Raw genomic sequence first — 15789 nt, 5'->3', positions numbered from 1 at the left:
CCTCCTGCCGCCGGGTGAACTCGGGAGGACGCGTGGGACGGTCCATGCCGACGTACAGCGGAGGCCGCGATGCCCGGTAGTCCCCAGAGCCGCACCGGACGTCCGCCCGTACAGCGGTCCGTCAAGCGACCCGCCACACCCGGGCCGGCGCACGAGAACGGCGCGCTCCGCCTCTACCACCGGCTGCGCCGGGCCTGGGACCGGCCGCTGACCGCGTACTACCTGATCTTCGGCGGCAGTCTGCTGATCACCGTGCTCGGTCTGGTGATGGTCTACTCGGCCTCCCAGATCACCGCGCTCCAGCTGTCGCTGCCCGGCTCGTACTTCTTCCGCAAGCAGGCCCTCGCGGCGCTGATCGGCGCGGGGCTGCTGGTCGCCGCCATGAGGATGCCGGTCAAACTGCACCGGGCGCTGGCCTATCCGATCCTCGCCGGTGCCGTCTTCCTGATGATCCTGGTCCAGGTGCCCGGGATAGGAGTCGCGGTCAACGGCAACCAGAACTGGATCTCGCTGGGCGGCTCCTTCCAGATCCAGCCCAGCGAGTTCGGCAAGCTGGCCCTGGTGCTGTGGGGCGCGGACCTGCTCGCCCGCAAGCAGGACAAGAAGCTGCTGACCCAGTGGAAGCACATGCTGGTGCCGCTGGTGCCGGCCGCGTTCATGCTGCTCGGGCTGATCATGATCGGCGGCGACATGGGCACCGCGATCATCCTCACCGCGATCCTGTTCGGTCTGCTGTGGCTGGCCGGCGCGCCCACCCGGCTGTTCGCGGGCGTGCTCTCGATCGCCCTGCTGCTCGGCTTCATCCTCATCAAGACCAGCGCGAACCGCATGGCCCGGCTCAACTGCCTCGGTGCCACCGACCCCGGACCGGGCGACTCCTGCTGGCAGGCCGTGCACGGCATCTACGCCCTCGCCTCGGGCGGACTGTTCGGGTCCGGGCTCGGTGCCAGTGTGGAGAAATGGGGCCAACTGCCCGAGGCGCACACCGACTTCATCTTCGCCGTCACCGGTGAGGAACTGGGCCTGGCGGGGACGCTGTCGGTACTCGCCCTCTTCGCGGCTCTAGGCTATGCGGGTATCCGCGTGGCCGGACGCACGGAGGACCCCTTCGTGAGGTATGCCGCGGGAGGCGTGACCACCTGGATCACGGCCCAGGCCGTGATCAACATCGGTGCGGTCCTCGGGCTGCTGCCGATCGCCGGTGTCCCGCTCCCGCTGTTCTCCTACGGGGGATCCGCCCTGTTGCCGACCATGTTCGCCATCGGTCTGCTGATCGCCTTCGCGCGTGACGAACCCGGTGCGCGGGCGGCGCTTGCGTTGCGGCAACCTCGCTTTGGTAGAAAGCGGGGAGCCAGGGGACCCGCGGCCAAGCGGAGCCCCGGGAGTTGGAACACGATGCGACGGCGCGCCTCGAAGGCGCGCTCGTCCGGAGAGCGGTGAATTTCGGTGCATGTCGTACTCGCCGGCGGAGGAACCGCGGGCCACATCGAGCCCGCGCTCGCCCTCGCGGACGCCCTGCGCAGGCAGGATCCGACCGTGGGGATCACGGCCCTGGGCACGGAACGCGGCCTGGAGACCCGCCTGGTGCCCGAGCGGGGTTACGAGCTGGCGCTGATCCCGGCCGTACCGCTGCCGCGCAAGCCCACCCCCGAGCTGATCACCGTCCCGGGCCGGCTGCGCGGCACCATCAAGGCCGCCGAGCAGATCCTGGAGCGCACCAAGGCGGACGCCGTGGCCGGCTTCGGCGGCTACGTGGCGCTGCCCGCCTACCTCGCGGCCAAGCGGCTCGGTGTGCCGATCGTCGTCCACGAGGCCAACGCCCGCCCCGGCCTGGCCAACAAGATCGGATCGCGCTACGCCGCCCAGGTCGCCGTCTCCACCCCCGACAGCAAGCTGCGCAACTCCCGCTACATCGGCATCCCGCTGCGCCGCTCCATCGCCACCCTCGACCGCGCCGCCGCGCGCCCCGAGGCCCGCGCGATGTTCGGGCTCGACCCCAACCTGCCGACGCTGCTGGTCACCGGCGGTTCGCAGGGCGCCCGGCGGCTCAACGAGGTGGTGCAGCAGGTCGCGCCCTGGCTCCAGCAGGCCGGCATCCAGATCCTGCACGCGGTCGGACCCAAGAACGAACTGCCGCAGGTCCACCAGATGCCGGGGATGCCCCCGTACATCCCGGTAAGTTATCTGGACCGGATGGACCTGGCGTACGCCGCCGCCGACATGATGCTCTGCCGCGCGGGCGCGATGACCGTCGCCGAACTCTCCGCCGTCGGGCTCCCGGCCGCCTACGTTCCGCTGCCCATCGGCAACGGCGAACAGCGGCTCAACGCCCAGCCGGTGGTCAAGGCCGGCGGCGGACTGCTGGTCGACGACGCGGAACTCACGCCCGAGTGGCTCCAGCAGAACGTCCTGCCCGTGCTCGCCGACCCGCACCGGCTGTACGAGATGTCCCGCGCCGCCGCCGAGTTCGGCCGCCGGGATGCCGACGACCTCCTCGTCGGCATGGTGTACGAGGCGATCGCCGCGGGTGCGCGACGCTAGTAACACGTCGGCGAGTGAGCCGAAGGGGCGCGTCGGTGCCGACAGGTCGAGCGCGCGGAGGCCCGAAGGGTTGAGCGCGGTCGGGCTGTCGGCACCGACTGCGGCGCCCCGGAGGTGAACCGAGCCAGGAAAGGAAGTGCGCGTGGCCGGATCGACCACCGCCGAGCGGGGTGCACGGCAGCAGGAGTCGTCCGGCCCGCCCCGGGTGCGCCGGTTCCGCCCGCCCCGCCTTCGTACGATCATCATCCTCGCCGTGGCGCTCGTGCTCGTCGCGGCCGGCACCGTCTGGGTGCTCTACGGCTCGAACTGGACGCGCCTGGAACAGGTGTCGGTCTCGGGAACACGCGTCCTGACGCCCGATCAGGTGCGCGAGGCCGCCGACGTACCGGTCGGGGACCCGCTGATTTCGGTCGACACGGAGGCGGTCGAGGCCCGACTGCGCCGGAAATTGCCCCGCATTGACGAGGTCGACGTGGAGCGTTCCTGGCCGCACGGAATCGAGCTGAAAGTGACCGAGCGTACTCCGGTCCTGATTGCCCAAAAGGGCCGAAACTTCGTGGAAGTGGACGATGAAGGCGTCCGTTTCGCCACGGTTTCCAAGGCCCCGAAAGGCGTGCCCACGCTGGAATTGGAACCCGCCCGTTCCGGCTCCGCCGCGGCGAGCCTGCGCCGCTTCGACGACGACCGCCTGGTGCGCGAGGCCGTGCGGGTGGCCGGCCGGCTCCCGGCCGGGGTCGCCCGGGACACGCGGGTCGTCAAGGTCCGTTCCTACGACGACATCTCGCTGGAGCTCAGCGGCGAGCGGACCGTGTCGTGGGGAAGTGGTGAGCAGAGTGTGCGCAAAGCCCGCGCGCTCACCGCGCTGATGAAAGCGACGCCCGATGCGCGGTACTTCGACGTGAGTGTTCCCACCGCCCCGGCGTCATCCGGGAGTTGACGGGTATACGTGCAGGCCAGCACCCTGGTTGGGCAGCGCTACGGCTGATCACATAGGGTGAAAAGAAAAACGGGAGGTTCGGCGTGTTCGTTGAACGTGCGCCACTTGTCGACTTAGTGTCCTGTTCGGAAGAGTCCAAGGAACAGACACACTGGTAACCCTAAACTTCAGCGTTAGGGTTCGGGTCGGCGCTACGGACCGTCCCAATCGGCATCAGTCGTCGGGTCGCGGGGGCATCAGTGCTTCGGCGGTCGGGCGACACGTAACTCGAGGCGAGAGGCCTTCGACGTGGCAGCACCGCAGAACTACCTCGCAGTCATCAAAGTCATCGGTGTCGGCGGCGGTGGTGTCAATGCCATCAACCGGATGATCGAGGTCGGTCTCAAGGGCGTCGAGTTCATCGCCATCAACACCGACGCGCAGGCGCTGTTGATGAGCGACGCCGACGTCAAGCTCGACGTCGGCCGCGAACTCACCCGCGGACTCGGCGCCGGAGCCAACCCGGCCGTCGGCCGCAAGGCCGCCGAGGACCACCGCGAGGAGATCGAGGAGGTCCTCAAGGGGGCCGACATGGTCTTCGTGACAGCCGGTGAAGGCGGCGGCACCGGCACCGGCGGCGCGCCCGTCGTGGCCAACATCGCCCGCTCGCTGGGCGCCCTCACCATCGGCGTGGTCACCCGCCCGTTCACCTTCGAGGGACGGCGCCGGGCCAACCAGGCCGAGGACGGCATCGCGGAACTCCGCGAAGAGGTCGACACCCTCATCGTCATCCCCAACGACCGGCTGCTGTCCATCTCGGACCGCCAGGTCAGCGTGCTCGACGCGTTCAAGTCCGCCGACCAGGTGCTGCTGTCCGGTGTGCAGGGCATCACCGACCTCATCACCACCCCCGGCCTGATCAACCTGGACTTCGCCGACGTGAAGTCGGTCATGTCCGAGGCGGGTTCGGCCCTCATGGGCATCGGCTCGGCCCGCGGCGACGACCGCGCGGTGGCCGCCGCCGAGATGGCGATCTCCTCGCCGCTGCTCGAGGCGTCCATCGACGGCGCCCGGGGCGTGCTGCTCTCCATCTCCGGCGGCTCCGACCTCGGCCTGTTCGAGATCAACGAGGCCGCCCAGCTGGTCAGCGAGGCCGCCCACCCCGAGGCCAACATCATCTTCGGCGCGGTCATCGACGACGCCCTCGGCGACGAGGTGCGGGTCACCGTGATCGCGGCCGGCTTCGACGGGGGCCAGCCGCCGTCCAAGCGGGACAACGTCCTCGGATCCTCCTCGGCCAAGCGCGAGGAGCCCACCCCGGCCCGGCAGACCGAGAGCCGCCCGTCCTTCGGCTCGCTCGGCAGCGTCAAGCCCAAGGAGGAGCCGGAGCAGGCGCCCGCGCCGGAGCCGGTCGCCGACCTGCCGGTCTCCCCGCCGCCGGTGCCGCCGTCGCGGACCTACTCGGACAGCGCGGCCGAGGAACTGGACGTGCCGGACTTCCTGAAGTGATAGGACAGCGCGACACCGTGAACGGCGCGCACTTCGGCTTCACCGACAGGTGGGGCGGAGTGAGCGCCGTTCCGTACGAGGAGCTCAACCTCGGCGGCGCGGTCGGCGACGACCCCGGCGCCGTCACGGCCAACCGGGAGCTGGCGGCCAAGTCACTGGGCGTCGACCCGGCCCGGGTGGTCTGGATGAACCAGGTGCACGGGGCCGACGTCGCCGTGGTCGACGCCCCCTGGGGGGACCGCCCGGTCCCGCGGGTCGACGCGGTCGTCACCGCCGAGCGCGGTCTCGCCCTCGCCGTCCTCACCGCCGACTGCGTGCCGGTCCTGCTCGCCGACCCGGTCGCCGGTGTCGCCGCCGCGGCCCACGCGGGCCGGCCGGGCCTGGTCGCCGGGGTCGTCCCCGCCGCCGTAGGGGCCATGACCGAACTGGGCGCGGACCCCGCCAGGATCGTCGCCCGTACCGGACCCGCCGTGTGCGGCCGGTGCTACGAGGTGCCCGAGGAGATGCGCGCCGAGGTGGCCGCCGCCGAGCCGGCCGCGTACGCCGAGACCGGCTGGGGCACTCCGGCTCTCGACGTGAGCGCCGGCGTGCACGCGCAGCTCGAACGCCTCGGGGTGCGCGACCGGGCGCAGTCGCCGGTGTGCACCCGGGAGTCGGCGGACCACTTCTCGTACCGACGCGACCGCACCACCGGGCGGCTCGCGGGCTATGTGTGGCTGGACTGATGGGGCATGACGGACCGTAAGCACGAACTCGCCGCGAACCTGGCGAAAGTGGAAGAGCGCATCACCGCCGCCTGCGCGGCCGCGGGCCGCCCGCGCCAGGACGTGACCCTCATCGTGGTCACCAAGACCTACCCCGCGGACGATGTGCGCATTCTCTCGGAACTGGGGGTGCGCCACGTCGCGGAGAACCGCGACCAGGACGCGGCACCCAAGGCCGCCGCCTGCTCGGATCTGCCGCTTTCATGGCATTTCGTCGGCCAGTTGCAGACCAACAAGGTGCGATCCGTGGTCGGCTACGCGGATGTCGTGCAGTCGGTCGACCGGGCCCGGCTGGTCACGGCCCTGTCGAAGGAGGCCGTACGGGCCGGCCGAGAGGTGGGCTGTCTCCTCCAGGTCGCGCTCGACGCCGGGGAGAGCGGGCGCGGGGAGCGCGGCGGCGTCTCGCCCGCCGGAATCGAAGAGTTGGCCGACCTGGTCGCCGGATCGGACGGGCTGCGGTTCGACGGGCTGATGACGGTGGCTCCGCTCACCGGCGAGTACGCGGGACGCCAACAGGCGGCGTTCGAGCACCTCATGGATTTGTCGACCCGGGTGCGCCGAACCCATCCGGCTGCGAACATGGTCTCCGCAGGGATGAGTGCGGACCTCGAACAGGCCGTGGCCGCCGGAGCGACACATGTACGCGTCGGCACTGCGGTACTCGGAGTCCGACCCAGGCTCGGGTAACGTCGCCAAGAAGTCGGACCACAGCAGAAAATATGGTCATTACCGCCGAAAGGCGGACGCAACGACCTCGTGGATCGCAGGCACTTGGCAGTCGTCAGCAGATCCACCACAGAGCGGAGGACTCAGAGCATGGCCGGCGCGATGCGCAAGATGGCGGTCTACCTCGGCCTCGTGGAGGACGATGGGTACGACGGCCGGGGGTTCGACCCCGACGACGACTTCGAACCCGAACTGGACCCGGAACCCGAGCGGGATCACCGGCGCCACGAACCGGCGCACCAGTCACACGGTTCGCATCAGCCCCAAAGGGACGAAGAGGTACGAGTCGTACAACCGCCCGCGCAGCGCGAGCCGATGCCCCGTTCCGCTCCGCTCGCGGCGGAATCCGGTCGTCCGGCGCGCATCGCGCCCGTGGCGTCCATCACACAAGAACGCGCAAGCCTGGAAAAGAGCGCACCGGTCATCATGCCCAAGGTCGTGTCCGAACGAGAGCCCTACCGGATCACCACACTTCACCCCCGGACCTACAACGAGGCCCGTACCATCGGGGAACACTTCCGTGAGGGCACTCCGGTGATCATGAATCTCACTGAGATGGATGACACAGATGCGAAGCGACTTGTCGACTTTGCGGCCGGTTTGGTGTTTGGTCTTCACGGCAGTATCGAGCGGGTGACGCAGAAGGTGTTCCTGCTGTCTCCTGCTAACGTCGATGTCACGGCGGAGGACAAGGCCCGCATCGCAGAGGGCGGGTTCTTCAACCAGAGCTGAGACGCACCACCGGTACAGAGCAAGAACACGGGCCCGAGGAAGGGTCCGAGAGATGGTTCAGGGGAGAGGGAAGCACAGGTCATGAGCGTGGTCCTGGATGTCGTCTACATCGCGCTGATGTGCTTCCTCATCGTGCTCATCTTCCGGTTGGTCATGGACTACGTCTTCCAGTTCGCCCGCTCGTGGCAACCCGGCAAGGCGATGGTGGTCGTTCTGGAGGCCACCTACACTGTCACCGATCCACCGCTGAAGCTTCTGCGGCGGTTCATCCCGCCGCTGCGTCTCGGGGGCGTGGCGCTCGACCTGTCCTTCTTCGTACTGATGATCATCGTCTACATCCTGATCTCGATCGTGAGCCGGCTGTGATCGATGAGAGAGATACGGGCTTGCCGAATGCCGACGACAACGTTGAGGTGAAGAGATGCCGTTGACCCCCGAGGACGTGCGGAACAAGCAGTTCACGACCGTCCGCCTCCGAGAAGGCTATGACGAGGACGAGGTCGATGCCTTCCTCGACGAGGTCGAAGCCGAACTGACCCGGCTGCTCCGCGAGAACGAGGACCTGCGCGCCAAGCTGGCCGCCGCCACGCGCGCGGCCGCGCAGAACCAGCAGAACATGCGCAAGCCTCCGGAACCTCCGCAGGATCAGCAGCAGCACCAGCAGGGTCCGCCGCAGCACCAGCAGGGTCCGCCGCAGCAGGGCGGTATGCCGCAGCAGGGCATGCGAGGTCCCGGCGCTCCGGTGCCCGCCGGCATATCGGGCCCGCCGCAGCAGCAGATGGGTGGCCCCATGGGTGGTCCGCCCCAGCTGCCCAGCGGTGCTCCGCAGCTGCCCGCCGGTCCCGGCGGACAGGGTGGCCCGCAGGGTCCCGGCCCGATGGGTCAGGGTCCGGGGCCGATGGGCCAGGGCCCGGGTCCGATGCAGGGCCAGATGGGTCCCGGTCCGATGGGCGGCCCCATGGGCGGCCCGCAGGGCCCCGGCGGTCCCGGTGGCCCCGGCATGCCCGGTCAGGGCGGCCCCGGTGGCGACAGCGCCGCCCGTGTCCTCTCGCTGGCCCAGCAGACCGCCGACCAGGCGATCGCCGAGGCCCGTTCCGAGGCCAACAAGATCGTCGGCGAGGCCCGTTCGCGTGCCGAGGGTCTGGAGCGGGACGCCCGTGCCAAGGCGGACGCCCTGGAGCGGGACGCGCAGGAGAAGCACCGCGTCGCGATGGGCTCCCTGGAGTCCGCCCGCGCCACGCTGGAGCGCAAGGTCGAGGACCTGCGCGGCTTCGAGCGCGAGTACCGCACGAGGCTGAAGTCCTACCTGGAGTCGCAGCTGCGCCAGCTGGAGACGCAGGCGGACGACTCGCTCGCCCCGCCGCGTACTCCCGCGACGGCCTCTCTGCCGCCGTCCCCGGCGCCCTCGATGGCACCGGCCGGTGCCAGTGCCCCGTCCTACGGCGGCAACCAGTCGATGGGCAGCGGTCCCGGCCAGTCCGGTCCGTCCTACGGCGGTCAGCAGCAGATGTCGCCGGCGATGACCCAGCCGATGGCGCCGGTGCGGCCGCAGGGGCCGTCGCCGATGGGGCAGGCGCCCTCGCCGATGCGCGGGTTCCTGATCGACGAGGACGACAACTGAGCTGTGTCGGACTGACGTCCGGTAGGTAGTACGGCGTTGCCGTCGGCAGCGTTCAGGGCGGGCCCCGGGTTTTTCGACCCGGGGCCCGCCCTTTGGTGTGCGCGGTTCTGCGTGCGGGGCGTTGGTGTGGGCGGGGCGTTGGTGTGGGCGCGGGGGGTGCTGCCCGGCGTTGCGGGGTGCCGCTGCGCCCACCCGTGCCGCCCCAGCGGCACGACTGCCCGCAGCTACGCAGAGGGCCCGCATCCTGTGGATGCGGGCCCTCGTTGGGTTCCTTCGGCTACTGCTTGCGCAGGCGGAACACCAGGGACAGGCCCTCGTCCGTGAACGGGGTGCCGTACGTGTCGTCCGCCTCGCCCTGCGCGAAGTCCGTCGCCAGGACCTCGTCGGCGATCAGGCCCGCGTGGTCGGCCAGGGCCGCGATCGTCGCCGGGTCCGTGGCCGTCCAGCGCAGGGCGATCCGGTCCGCGACGTCGAGGCCGCTGTTCTTGCGGGCCTCCTGGATCAGGCGGATCGCGTCCCGCGCGAGACCGGCCCGGCGCAGCTCCTCCGTGATCTCCAGGTCCAGCGCCACCGTCGCACCCGAGTCGGAGGCGACCGACCAGCCCTCGCGCGGCGTCTCCGTGATGATCACCTCGTCGGGGGCGAGGGCGACGGTCTCGCCGTCGACCTCCACCGACGCCGTGCCCTCGCGCAGCGCCAGGGACAGCGCGGCGGCGTCCGCGGCGGCGACGGCCTTCGCCACGTCCTGGACCCGCTTGCCGAACCGCTTGCCCAGCGCACGGAAGTTGGCCTTCGCGGTCGTGTCGACCAGGGAGCCGCCGACCTCGCTGAGCGACGCGAGGGACGCCACGTTCAGCTCCTCCGTGATCTGCGAGTGCAGCTCGGGGGAGAGGGCGTCGAAGCCCGCCACCGCGATCAGCGCGCGGCTGAGCGGCTGCCGGGTCTTGACGCCGGACTCCGCGCGCGTGGCACGGCCCAGCTCGACCAGGCGGCGGACCAGGACCATCTGCTTCGACAGCTCCGGGTCGATCGCCGTGAGGTCGGCCTGAGGCCACGAGGACAGGTGCACCGACTCGGGCGCGCCCGGGGTGACCGGCACGACCAGGTCCTGCCAGACCCGCTCGGTGATGAACGGGGTCAGCGGGGCCATCAGCTGGGTGACCGTCGCGACGACCTCGTGCAGCGTGCGCAGCGCCGCCTTGTCGCCCTGCCAGAAGCGGCGGCGGGAGCGGCGCACGTACCAGTTGGACAGGTCGTCGACGAACGCGGACAGCAGCTTGCCGGCCCGCTGGGTGTCGTAGGCGTCCAGTGCCTGGGTGACCTGGTCGGTCAGCGCGTGCAGCTCGGAGAGCAGCCAGCGGTCCAGGACCGGGCGGTCGGCCGGGGCCGGGTCCGCCTCGCTCGGCGCCCAGCCGGAGGTGCGGGCGTACAGGGCCTGGAAGGCGACCGTGTTCCAGTAGGTGAGGAGGGTCTTGCGGACGACCTCCTGGATGGTGCCGTGGCCGACCCGGCGGGCCGCCCAGGGCGAACCGCCGGCCGCCATGAACCAGCGGACCGCGTCGGCGCCGTGCTGGTCCATCAGCGGGATCGGCTGCAGGATGTTGCCCAGGTGCTTGGACATCTTGCGGCCGTCCTCGGCGAGGATGTGGCCGAGGCACACCACGTTCTCGTAGGACGACTTGTCGAAGACCAGGGTGCCGACCGCCATCAGCGTGTAGAACCAGCCGCGGGTCTGGTCGATGGCCTCGGAGATGAACTGCGCCGGGTAGCGGCTCTCGAACAGCTCCTTGTTCTTGTACGGGTAGCCCCACTGCGCGAACGGCATCGAACCCGAGTCGTACCAGGCGTCGATGACCTCCGGCACGCGCACCGCTTCGAGGGAGCAGCCCTCGTGGCTGCAGGTGAAGGTCACGTCGTCGATGAACGGGCGGTGCGGGTCCAGGGACGACTGGTCGGTGCCCGACAGCTCGGTCAGCTCCGCGCGGGAGCCGACGACCGTGAGGTGGTCCTCCTCGCAGCGCCAGATCGGCAGCGGGGTGCCCCAGTAGCGATTGCGGGACAGGGCCCAGTCGATGTTGTTGTTCAGCCAGTCGCCGTACCGGCCGTGCTTGACCGCCTCCGGGAACCAGTTGGTCTTCTCGTTCTCCTGGAGGAGGCGGTCCTTGATGGCGGTGGTGCGGATGTACCAGGACGGCTGCGCGTAGTAGAGCAGGGCCGTGTGGCAGCGCCAGCAGTGCGGGTAGCTGTGCTCGTACGGGATGTGCTTGAAGAGCAGGCCCCGGGCGTCCAGGTCCTCGGTCAGCTTCTCGTCGGCCTTCTTGAAGAAGACGCCGCCGACCAGCGGGACGTCCTCCTCGAAGGTGCCGTCCGGGCGGACCGGGTTGACCACGGGCAGTCCGTACGCGCGGCAGACCTTGAGGTCGTCCTCACCGAAGGCGGGGGACTGGTGGACGAGGCCGGTGCCGTCCTCGGTGGTGACGTAGTCGGCGTTCACCACGTAGTGGGCGGGCTCCGGGAAGGCCACCAGCTCGAAGGGGCGCTGGTACGTCCAGCGCTCCATCTCGGCACCGGTGAAGGACTGCCCGGTGGTCTCCCAGCCCTCGCCGAGGGCCTTCTCCACCAGCTGCTCCGCGACGACCAGCTTCTCCTCGCCGTCGGTGGCGACGACGTAGGTGACCTCGGGGTGCGCGGCGACCGCGGTGTTGGAGACCAGGGTCCACGGGGTCGTGGTCCAGACGACCAGCGCGGCCTCGCCGGCCAGCGGGCCCGAGGTCAGCGGGAAGCGGACGTAGACGGACGGGTCGACGACCGTCTCGTAGCCCTGGGCCAGCTCGTGGTCGGACAGGCCGGTGCCGCAGCGGGGGCACCAGGGGGCGACGCGGTGGTCCTGGACCAGCAGGCCCTTGTTGAAGATCTCCTTCAGCGACCACCAGACGGACTCGATGTACTCCGGGTCCATCGTGCGGTACGGGTCCTGGAGGTCGGCCCAGTAGCCCATGCGCGTCGTGAGCTCTTCGAAGGCGTCGGTGTGGCGGGTCACCGACTCGCGGCACTTCGCGTTGAACTCGGCGATGCCGTACGCCTCGATGTCCTGCTTGCCGGAGAAGCCCAGCTCCTTCTCCACCGCCAGCTCCACCGGCAGGCCGTGGCAGTCCCAGCCGGCCTTGCGGCCCACGTGGTAGCCGCGCATCGTGCGGAAGCGGGGGAAGACGTCCTTGAAGACGCGCGCCTCGATGTGGTGGGCGCCGGGCATGCCGTTGGCGGTGGGCGGGCCCTCGTAGAACACCCACTCGGGGCGGCCCTCGGACTGCTCCAGGCTCTTGGCGAAGATCTTCTGCTCGCGCCAGAAGTCGAGCACCGCGTGTTCGAGCGCGGGCAGGTCGACCTGGGCGGGTACCTGGCGGTACTGAGGCGTTGTCATCAGCGAGCTTCCTCCGGCGGACGTGCTGCCTTCCGTCGGAGGGACGAGAGCCGTGCTCCCGCGGTACCACCCTCCTTGGCCCGGCCGGTGCGTCGTGTGCTCCGGTGAGCCCCCTCATTGGGGTCGCGAGCCGGTTCTACTCGCCGCGGCTGTCCTGCCACGGCTTTCTTCCGGCGGCTCCGGGGTGATCTTCACGTCGCGCTCGCCCCCGGGCTCACACCGTCCCCGGGTCGCTCTGGGCTGCTGACGCCGCTACTCGTCCCCATCCACGCTTTTCGCTGCGCCCAGTGTACGGCGCCGTGCGGACCGCGGCCGACCCATTTGGGCGTGACCCGAATGCCGCCGTCCGGGGTCAGGCTCCCGGGCGGCCCGGCGGGAGCCGCTCCGGCGGATTACCGGGCGGGGAGCTGGGCACAACGCATGCATGCTCGCCGGGCGGCGCACGGCGGGCGGGCGAGTCGGGCGGCGTGCCCCGTTGCCGCGGGACCGGAGTCGATTTATCGTCCCAGCACGATTCGCGCGCAAGATCACAATATGTGAAGGGGCCGCGGCCATGGTGGCGAAGAAGAAGACGACGGCCGCGAAACGGAGCACCGCCGCGCAGAGCGCCGCGGTGCCGGACCCGGAGGAGAAGGCGGCGGCAGAGGCAGAGAAGGGCCCGGCGAAGAAGACGGCGGCAAAGAAGACCGCGGCCAAGAAGACCGCTGCGAAGAAGACCGCGGCGAGCGGTGGCACGGCGAAGAAGAGCACGGCCAAGAAAGTGGGCGCGGCCGAGGCCGCGGAGCAGACGGGAGCCACGACGGTGGTTGCGAAGAAGACTCCTGGCACGGCCACGGCGGCCAAGACCGCTGTTCCCAAGGCCCGCGGCACCGCTGCGGACCCCGGCGACCTCGCGGTACGCCCCGGCGAGGAACCCTGGACCCCGCAGGAGGTCGAGGAGGCACGCGGCGAGCTGCAGTCCGAGGCCGACCGGCTGCGTACCGAGATCGACACCTCCGAGCGGTCGCTGCAGGGCATGATGCGGGACTCCGGCGACGGCGCGGGCGACGACGAGGCGGACACCGGCAGCAAGAACATCACGCGCGAGCACGAGCTGGCGCTGGCCGCCACCGCGCGCGAGGTGCTCACCCAGACCGAGCGCGCCCTGGAACGCCTGGACACGGGTACCTACGGCCTGTGCGAGAACTGCGGCAAGCCGATCGGCAAGGCGCGGATGCAGGCCTTCCCGCGGGCCACCCTGTGCGTCGAGTGCAAGCAGAAGCAGGAGCGCCGGTACTGAGCCGCAGCCGGGACGGGAAGTGTGCCGTACCCTCGTGCTCAGTCAAGGACCTAGGCTGAGGGACTCACGTGGCAGAGGCGGAGCGCATCATCGGTACTCCGGACACCCCGGACGCGGCGGGGGAGGGGCAGGAGCGGCCCGACGCCGAGCCGGAGCGGGAGCAGCAGAAGCAGGAGCAGGCTCCTGAGCGCACTCGGGGCAAGCGGCGGGTCGCCGTGCTGTTCGCGGTCGCCCTCTTCGCGTACCTGCTCGACCTGGGCAGCAAGATGCTGGTGGTCGCCAAGCTGGAGCACCACGAGCCGATCGAGATCATCGGCGACTGGCTGAGGTTCGCCGCGATCCGCAACGCGGGCGCGGCCTTCGGCTTCGGCGAGGCCTTCACGATCATCTTCACGGTGATCGCCGCGGCCGTGATCGTCGTGATCGCCCGCCTCGCGCGCAAGCTGCACAGCCTGCCCTGGGCGATCGCGCTCGGCCTGCTGCTCGGCGGTGCCCTCGGCAACCTCACCGACCGGATCTTCCGTGCCCCCGGCGTCTTCGAGGGTGCGGTCGTGGACTTCATCGCGCCCAAGCACTTCGCCGTGTTCAACCTCGCCGACTCGGCGATCGTCTGCGGCGGCATCCTGATCGTGATCCTCTCCTTCCGGGGGCTGGACCCGGACGGGACCGTCCACAAGGACTGACCCGCACGGGGAGCCCGGTTGTCCACAGGGGCCCGATCGTCCACAGGGACTGAGCGCGCGTTCGGGTGGGCCCGGACCGTCCGGCATACTCGACGGGTGAGCACGATTCCCGAGATCCGTACCCTGCCCGTGCCCGACGGCCTGGAGGGCGAGCGCGTCGACGCCGCCATCTCCCGCATGTTCGGCTTCTCCCGCACCAAGGCCGCCGAGCTGGCGGCGGCGGGCAAGGTGCAGGTCGACGGGTCGGTGGTCGGCAAGTCCGAGCGCGTCCACGGCGGCGCCTGGCTCGAGGTCGAGATGCCGCAGGCGCCCGCGCCCGTGCAGGTCGTCGCCGAGCCCGTCGAGGGCATGGAGATCGTGCACGACGACGAGGACGTGGTGGTGATCGTCAAGCCCGTCGGCGTCGCGGCGCACCCGTCCCCCGGCTGGAGCGGGCCGACCGTGATCGGCGGACTGGCCGCCGCCGGGTACCGCATCTCGACGTCCGGTGCCGCCGAGCGCCAGGGCATCGTGCACCGCCTCGACGTCGGCACCTCCGGTCTGATGGCGGTGGCCAAGTCGGAGCGCGCCTACACCTCGCTCAAGCGCCAGTTCAAGGAGCGCACGGTCGACAAGCGCTACCACACGCTCGTACAGGGCCACCCCGACCCGACCAGCGGCACCATCGACGCCCCCATCGGCCGCCACCCGCAGCACGACTACAAGTGGGCCGTCACCGCCGAGGGCAAGCCCTCCGTCACGCACTACGACCTCATCGAGGCATTCCGCGCCGCCTCCCTGCTCGACGTGAAGCTGGAGACCGGCCGCACCCACCAGATCCGCGTCCACATGGCCGCCCACCGCCACCCCTGCGTCGGCGACCTGACCTACGGCGCGGACCCCACCCTCGCCAAGCGGCTGCGGCTGACCCGCCAGTGGCTGCACGCCGTGCGGCTCGGCTTCGAGCACCCCGGCACCGGCGACTGGGTCGAGTACGCCAGCGACTATCCCGAGGACCTCCAGCAGGCCCTCGACCTGGTCCGCGAGGAGACCTACGGATGAGCGGGCCGAGCCGGGCCCCGGCCGCCTACGAGGTGCGCGTCGCCGAGGACCCCGCCGACCGCGAGGCGTGCTTCGCCGTGCGCAAGGACGTCTTCGTCGCCGAGCAGAAGGTCCCCGAGGACATCGAGTACGACGCCTACGACGCCGACGCGGTCCACGTCCTGGCCGTCCGGGAGGACGGCGTGCCGCTCGGCACCGGCCGGCTGCTGCACGGCGCGGCCGCCACCGCGAAGAACGGCGACGGCGACCCGGCCGTCGGCTCCCTGGGCCGGCTCGCGGTGACCGCCGCAGCCCGCGGCCTGGGCGTCGGGGCCGCGCTGGTCCGGGCCGTCGAGGCGGCGGCACGCGCGCGCGGACTCACCGCGGTGGACCTGCACGCGCAGACCCACGCCCTGGGTTTTTACGAACGTCTGGGGTACCAGGCATACGGACCCGAGTTCCCGGACGCCGGGATTGCGCACCGCGCGATGCGGCGAGCCCTGTAGCCGGGGCGGCGAACGGGCTGGTGAGACCGGCCGCGTGGCACGCTTGAGGTCCGCCGTGTAACGCCGAGACC

Annotated in this window: 14 protein-coding genes; 13 read left to right on the top strand and 1 reads right to left on the bottom strand. The window is 70.7% G+C overall.

What is annotated here, in order from left to right:
- The first annotated feature begins 69 nt into the window (after positions 1-69).
- The 9 genes from ftsW to divIVA all read left to right on the top strand — a co-directional run bounded on the left by ftsW (position 70) and on the right by divIVA (position 8809).
- On the top strand, positions 70-1440 hold the full coding sequence (gene ftsW, locus IE258_RS30505) for a putative lipid II flippase FtsW (protein ID WP_189748914.1): 1371 nt from the start codon (positions 70-72) through the stop codon (positions 1438-1440).
- A gap of 6 nt (positions 1441-1446) precedes the next feature.
- A complete protein-coding gene (gene murG / locus IE258_RS30500; protein ID WP_161380270.1) occupies positions 1447-2541 on the top strand; it encodes an undecaprenyldiphospho-muramoylpentapeptide beta-N-acetylglucosaminyltransferase in 1095 nt (364 codons plus the stop codon).
- Between the two features lie 142 nt (positions 2542-2683).
- Positions 2684-3478 (top strand): cell division protein FtsQ, encoded by a 795-nt coding sequence (gene ftsQ, locus IE258_RS30495; RefSeq protein WP_189748912.1) that lies wholly within the window; start codon positions 2684-2686, stop codon positions 3476-3478.
- Between the two features lie 288 nt (positions 3479-3766).
- Entirely contained in the window at positions 3767-4966 is a 1200-nt protein-coding gene (ftsZ, locus tag IE258_RS30490) for a cell division protein FtsZ (protein ID WP_087809850.1), read from the top strand.
- Positions 4963-5691, top strand: coding sequence for a peptidoglycan editing factor PgeF (gene pgeF, locus IE258_RS30485; RefSeq protein WP_189748910.1), 729 nt, complete (start codon positions 4963-4965; stop codon positions 5689-5691). The genes ftsZ and pgeF overlap by 4 nt, the downstream gene beginning before the upstream one ends.
- 6 nt (positions 5692-5697) lie before the next feature.
- Positions 5698-6417 (top strand): YggS family pyridoxal phosphate-dependent enzyme, encoded by a 720-nt coding sequence (locus tag IE258_RS30480; RefSeq protein ID WP_189748909.1) that lies wholly within the window; start codon positions 5698-5700, stop codon positions 6415-6417.
- Between the two features lie 129 nt (positions 6418-6546).
- A complete protein-coding gene (gene sepF / locus IE258_RS30475; RefSeq protein ID WP_189748908.1) occupies positions 6547-7188 on the top strand; it encodes a cell division protein SepF in 642 nt (213 codons plus the stop codon).
- Positions 7189-7269: 81 nt separating this feature from the next.
- Positions 7270-7554, top strand: a complete 285-nt coding sequence (locus IE258_RS30470; protein WP_007448661.1) for a YggT family protein — start codon at positions 7270-7272, stop codon at positions 7552-7554.
- A 55-nt stretch (positions 7555-7609) separates the two neighbouring features.
- Positions 7610-8809 (top strand): apical growth/hyphal branching protein DivIVA, encoded by a 1200-nt coding sequence (gene divIVA / locus IE258_RS30465; RefSeq protein ID WP_189748907.1) that lies wholly within the window; start codon positions 7610-7612, stop codon positions 8807-8809.
- Positions 8810-9086: 277 nt separating this feature from the next.
- On the opposite strand, the gene ileS is transcribed toward divIVA, so the two are convergent.
- On the bottom strand, positions 9087-12230 hold the full coding sequence (gene ileS, locus IE258_RS30460; RefSeq protein WP_189748906.1) for an isoleucine--tRNA ligase: 3144 nt from the start codon (positions 12228-12230) through the stop codon (positions 9087-9089).
- A 553-nt stretch (positions 12231-12783) separates the two neighbouring features.
- On the opposite strand from ileS, the gene IE258_RS30455 reads away from it, so the two are divergent.
- The 4 genes from IE258_RS30455 to IE258_RS30440 all read left to right on the top strand — a co-directional run bounded on the left by IE258_RS30455 (position 12784) and on the right by IE258_RS30440 (position 15718).
- The gene (locus tag IE258_RS30455) at positions 12784-13509 is read left to right on the top strand and encodes a TraR/DksA family transcriptional regulator (protein ID WP_189748905.1); all 726 of its coding nucleotides are present in this window, start codon (positions 12784-12786) and stop codon (positions 13507-13509) included.
- Positions 13510-13577: 68 nt separating this feature from the next.
- Positions 13578-14192 (top strand): signal peptidase II, encoded by a 615-nt coding sequence (lspA, locus tag IE258_RS30450; protein WP_189748904.1) that lies wholly within the window; start codon positions 13578-13580, stop codon positions 14190-14192.
- Between the two features lie 96 nt (positions 14193-14288).
- Entirely contained in the window at positions 14289-15233 is a 945-nt protein-coding gene (locus IE258_RS30445) for an RluA family pseudouridine synthase (protein ID WP_189748902.1), read from the top strand.
- Positions 15230-15718: a GNAT family N-acetyltransferase gene (locus tag IE258_RS30440; RefSeq protein WP_189748900.1), complete on the top strand. Its 489-nt coding sequence runs from the start codon at positions 15230-15232 to the stop codon at positions 15716-15718. Before IE258_RS30445 ends, IE258_RS30440 begins: the two co-directional genes overlap by 4 nt.
- Positions 15719-15789: the final 71 nt, after the last annotated feature.

Source organism: Streptomyces tendae (assembly GCF_014650435.1).
Lineage (GTDB): Bacteria > Actinomycetota > Actinomycetes > Streptomycetales > Streptomycetaceae > Streptomyces > Streptomyces tendae.
Note: the sequence above shows the minus strand (reverse complement) of the source record. Positions and strands in the feature narration are given on the sequence as shown.

Coding starts and splice junctions, on each gene's coding strand:
- ftsW (WP_189748914.1), top strand. CDS start 70: ATGCCCGGTAGTCCCCAGAGCCGCACCGGACGTCCGCCCGTACAGCGG.
- IE258_RS30480 (WP_189748909.1), top strand. CDS start 5,698: ATGACGGACCGTAAGCACGAACTCGCCGCGAACCTGGCGAAAGTGGAA.
- sepF (WP_189748908.1), top strand. CDS start 6,547: ATGGCCGGCGCGATGCGCAAGATGGCGGTCTACCTCGGCCTCGTGGAG.
- IE258_RS30470 (WP_007448661.1), top strand. CDS start 7,270: ATGAGCGTGGTCCTGGATGTCGTCTACATCGCGCTGATGTGCTTCCTC.
- divIVA (WP_189748907.1), top strand. CDS start 7,610: ATGCCGTTGACCCCCGAGGACGTGCGGAACAAGCAGTTCACGACCGTC.
- ileS (WP_189748906.1), bottom strand. CDS start 12,230: ATGACAACGCCTCAGTACCGCCAGGTACCCGCCCAGGTCGACCTGCCC.
- IE258_RS30455 (WP_189748905.1), top strand. CDS start 12,784: ATGGTGGCGAAGAAGAAGACGACGGCCGCGAAACGGAGCACCGCCGCG.
- IE258_RS30440 (WP_189748900.1), top strand. CDS start 15,230: ATGAGCGGGCCGAGCCGGGCCCCGGCCGCCTACGAGGTGCGCGTCGCC.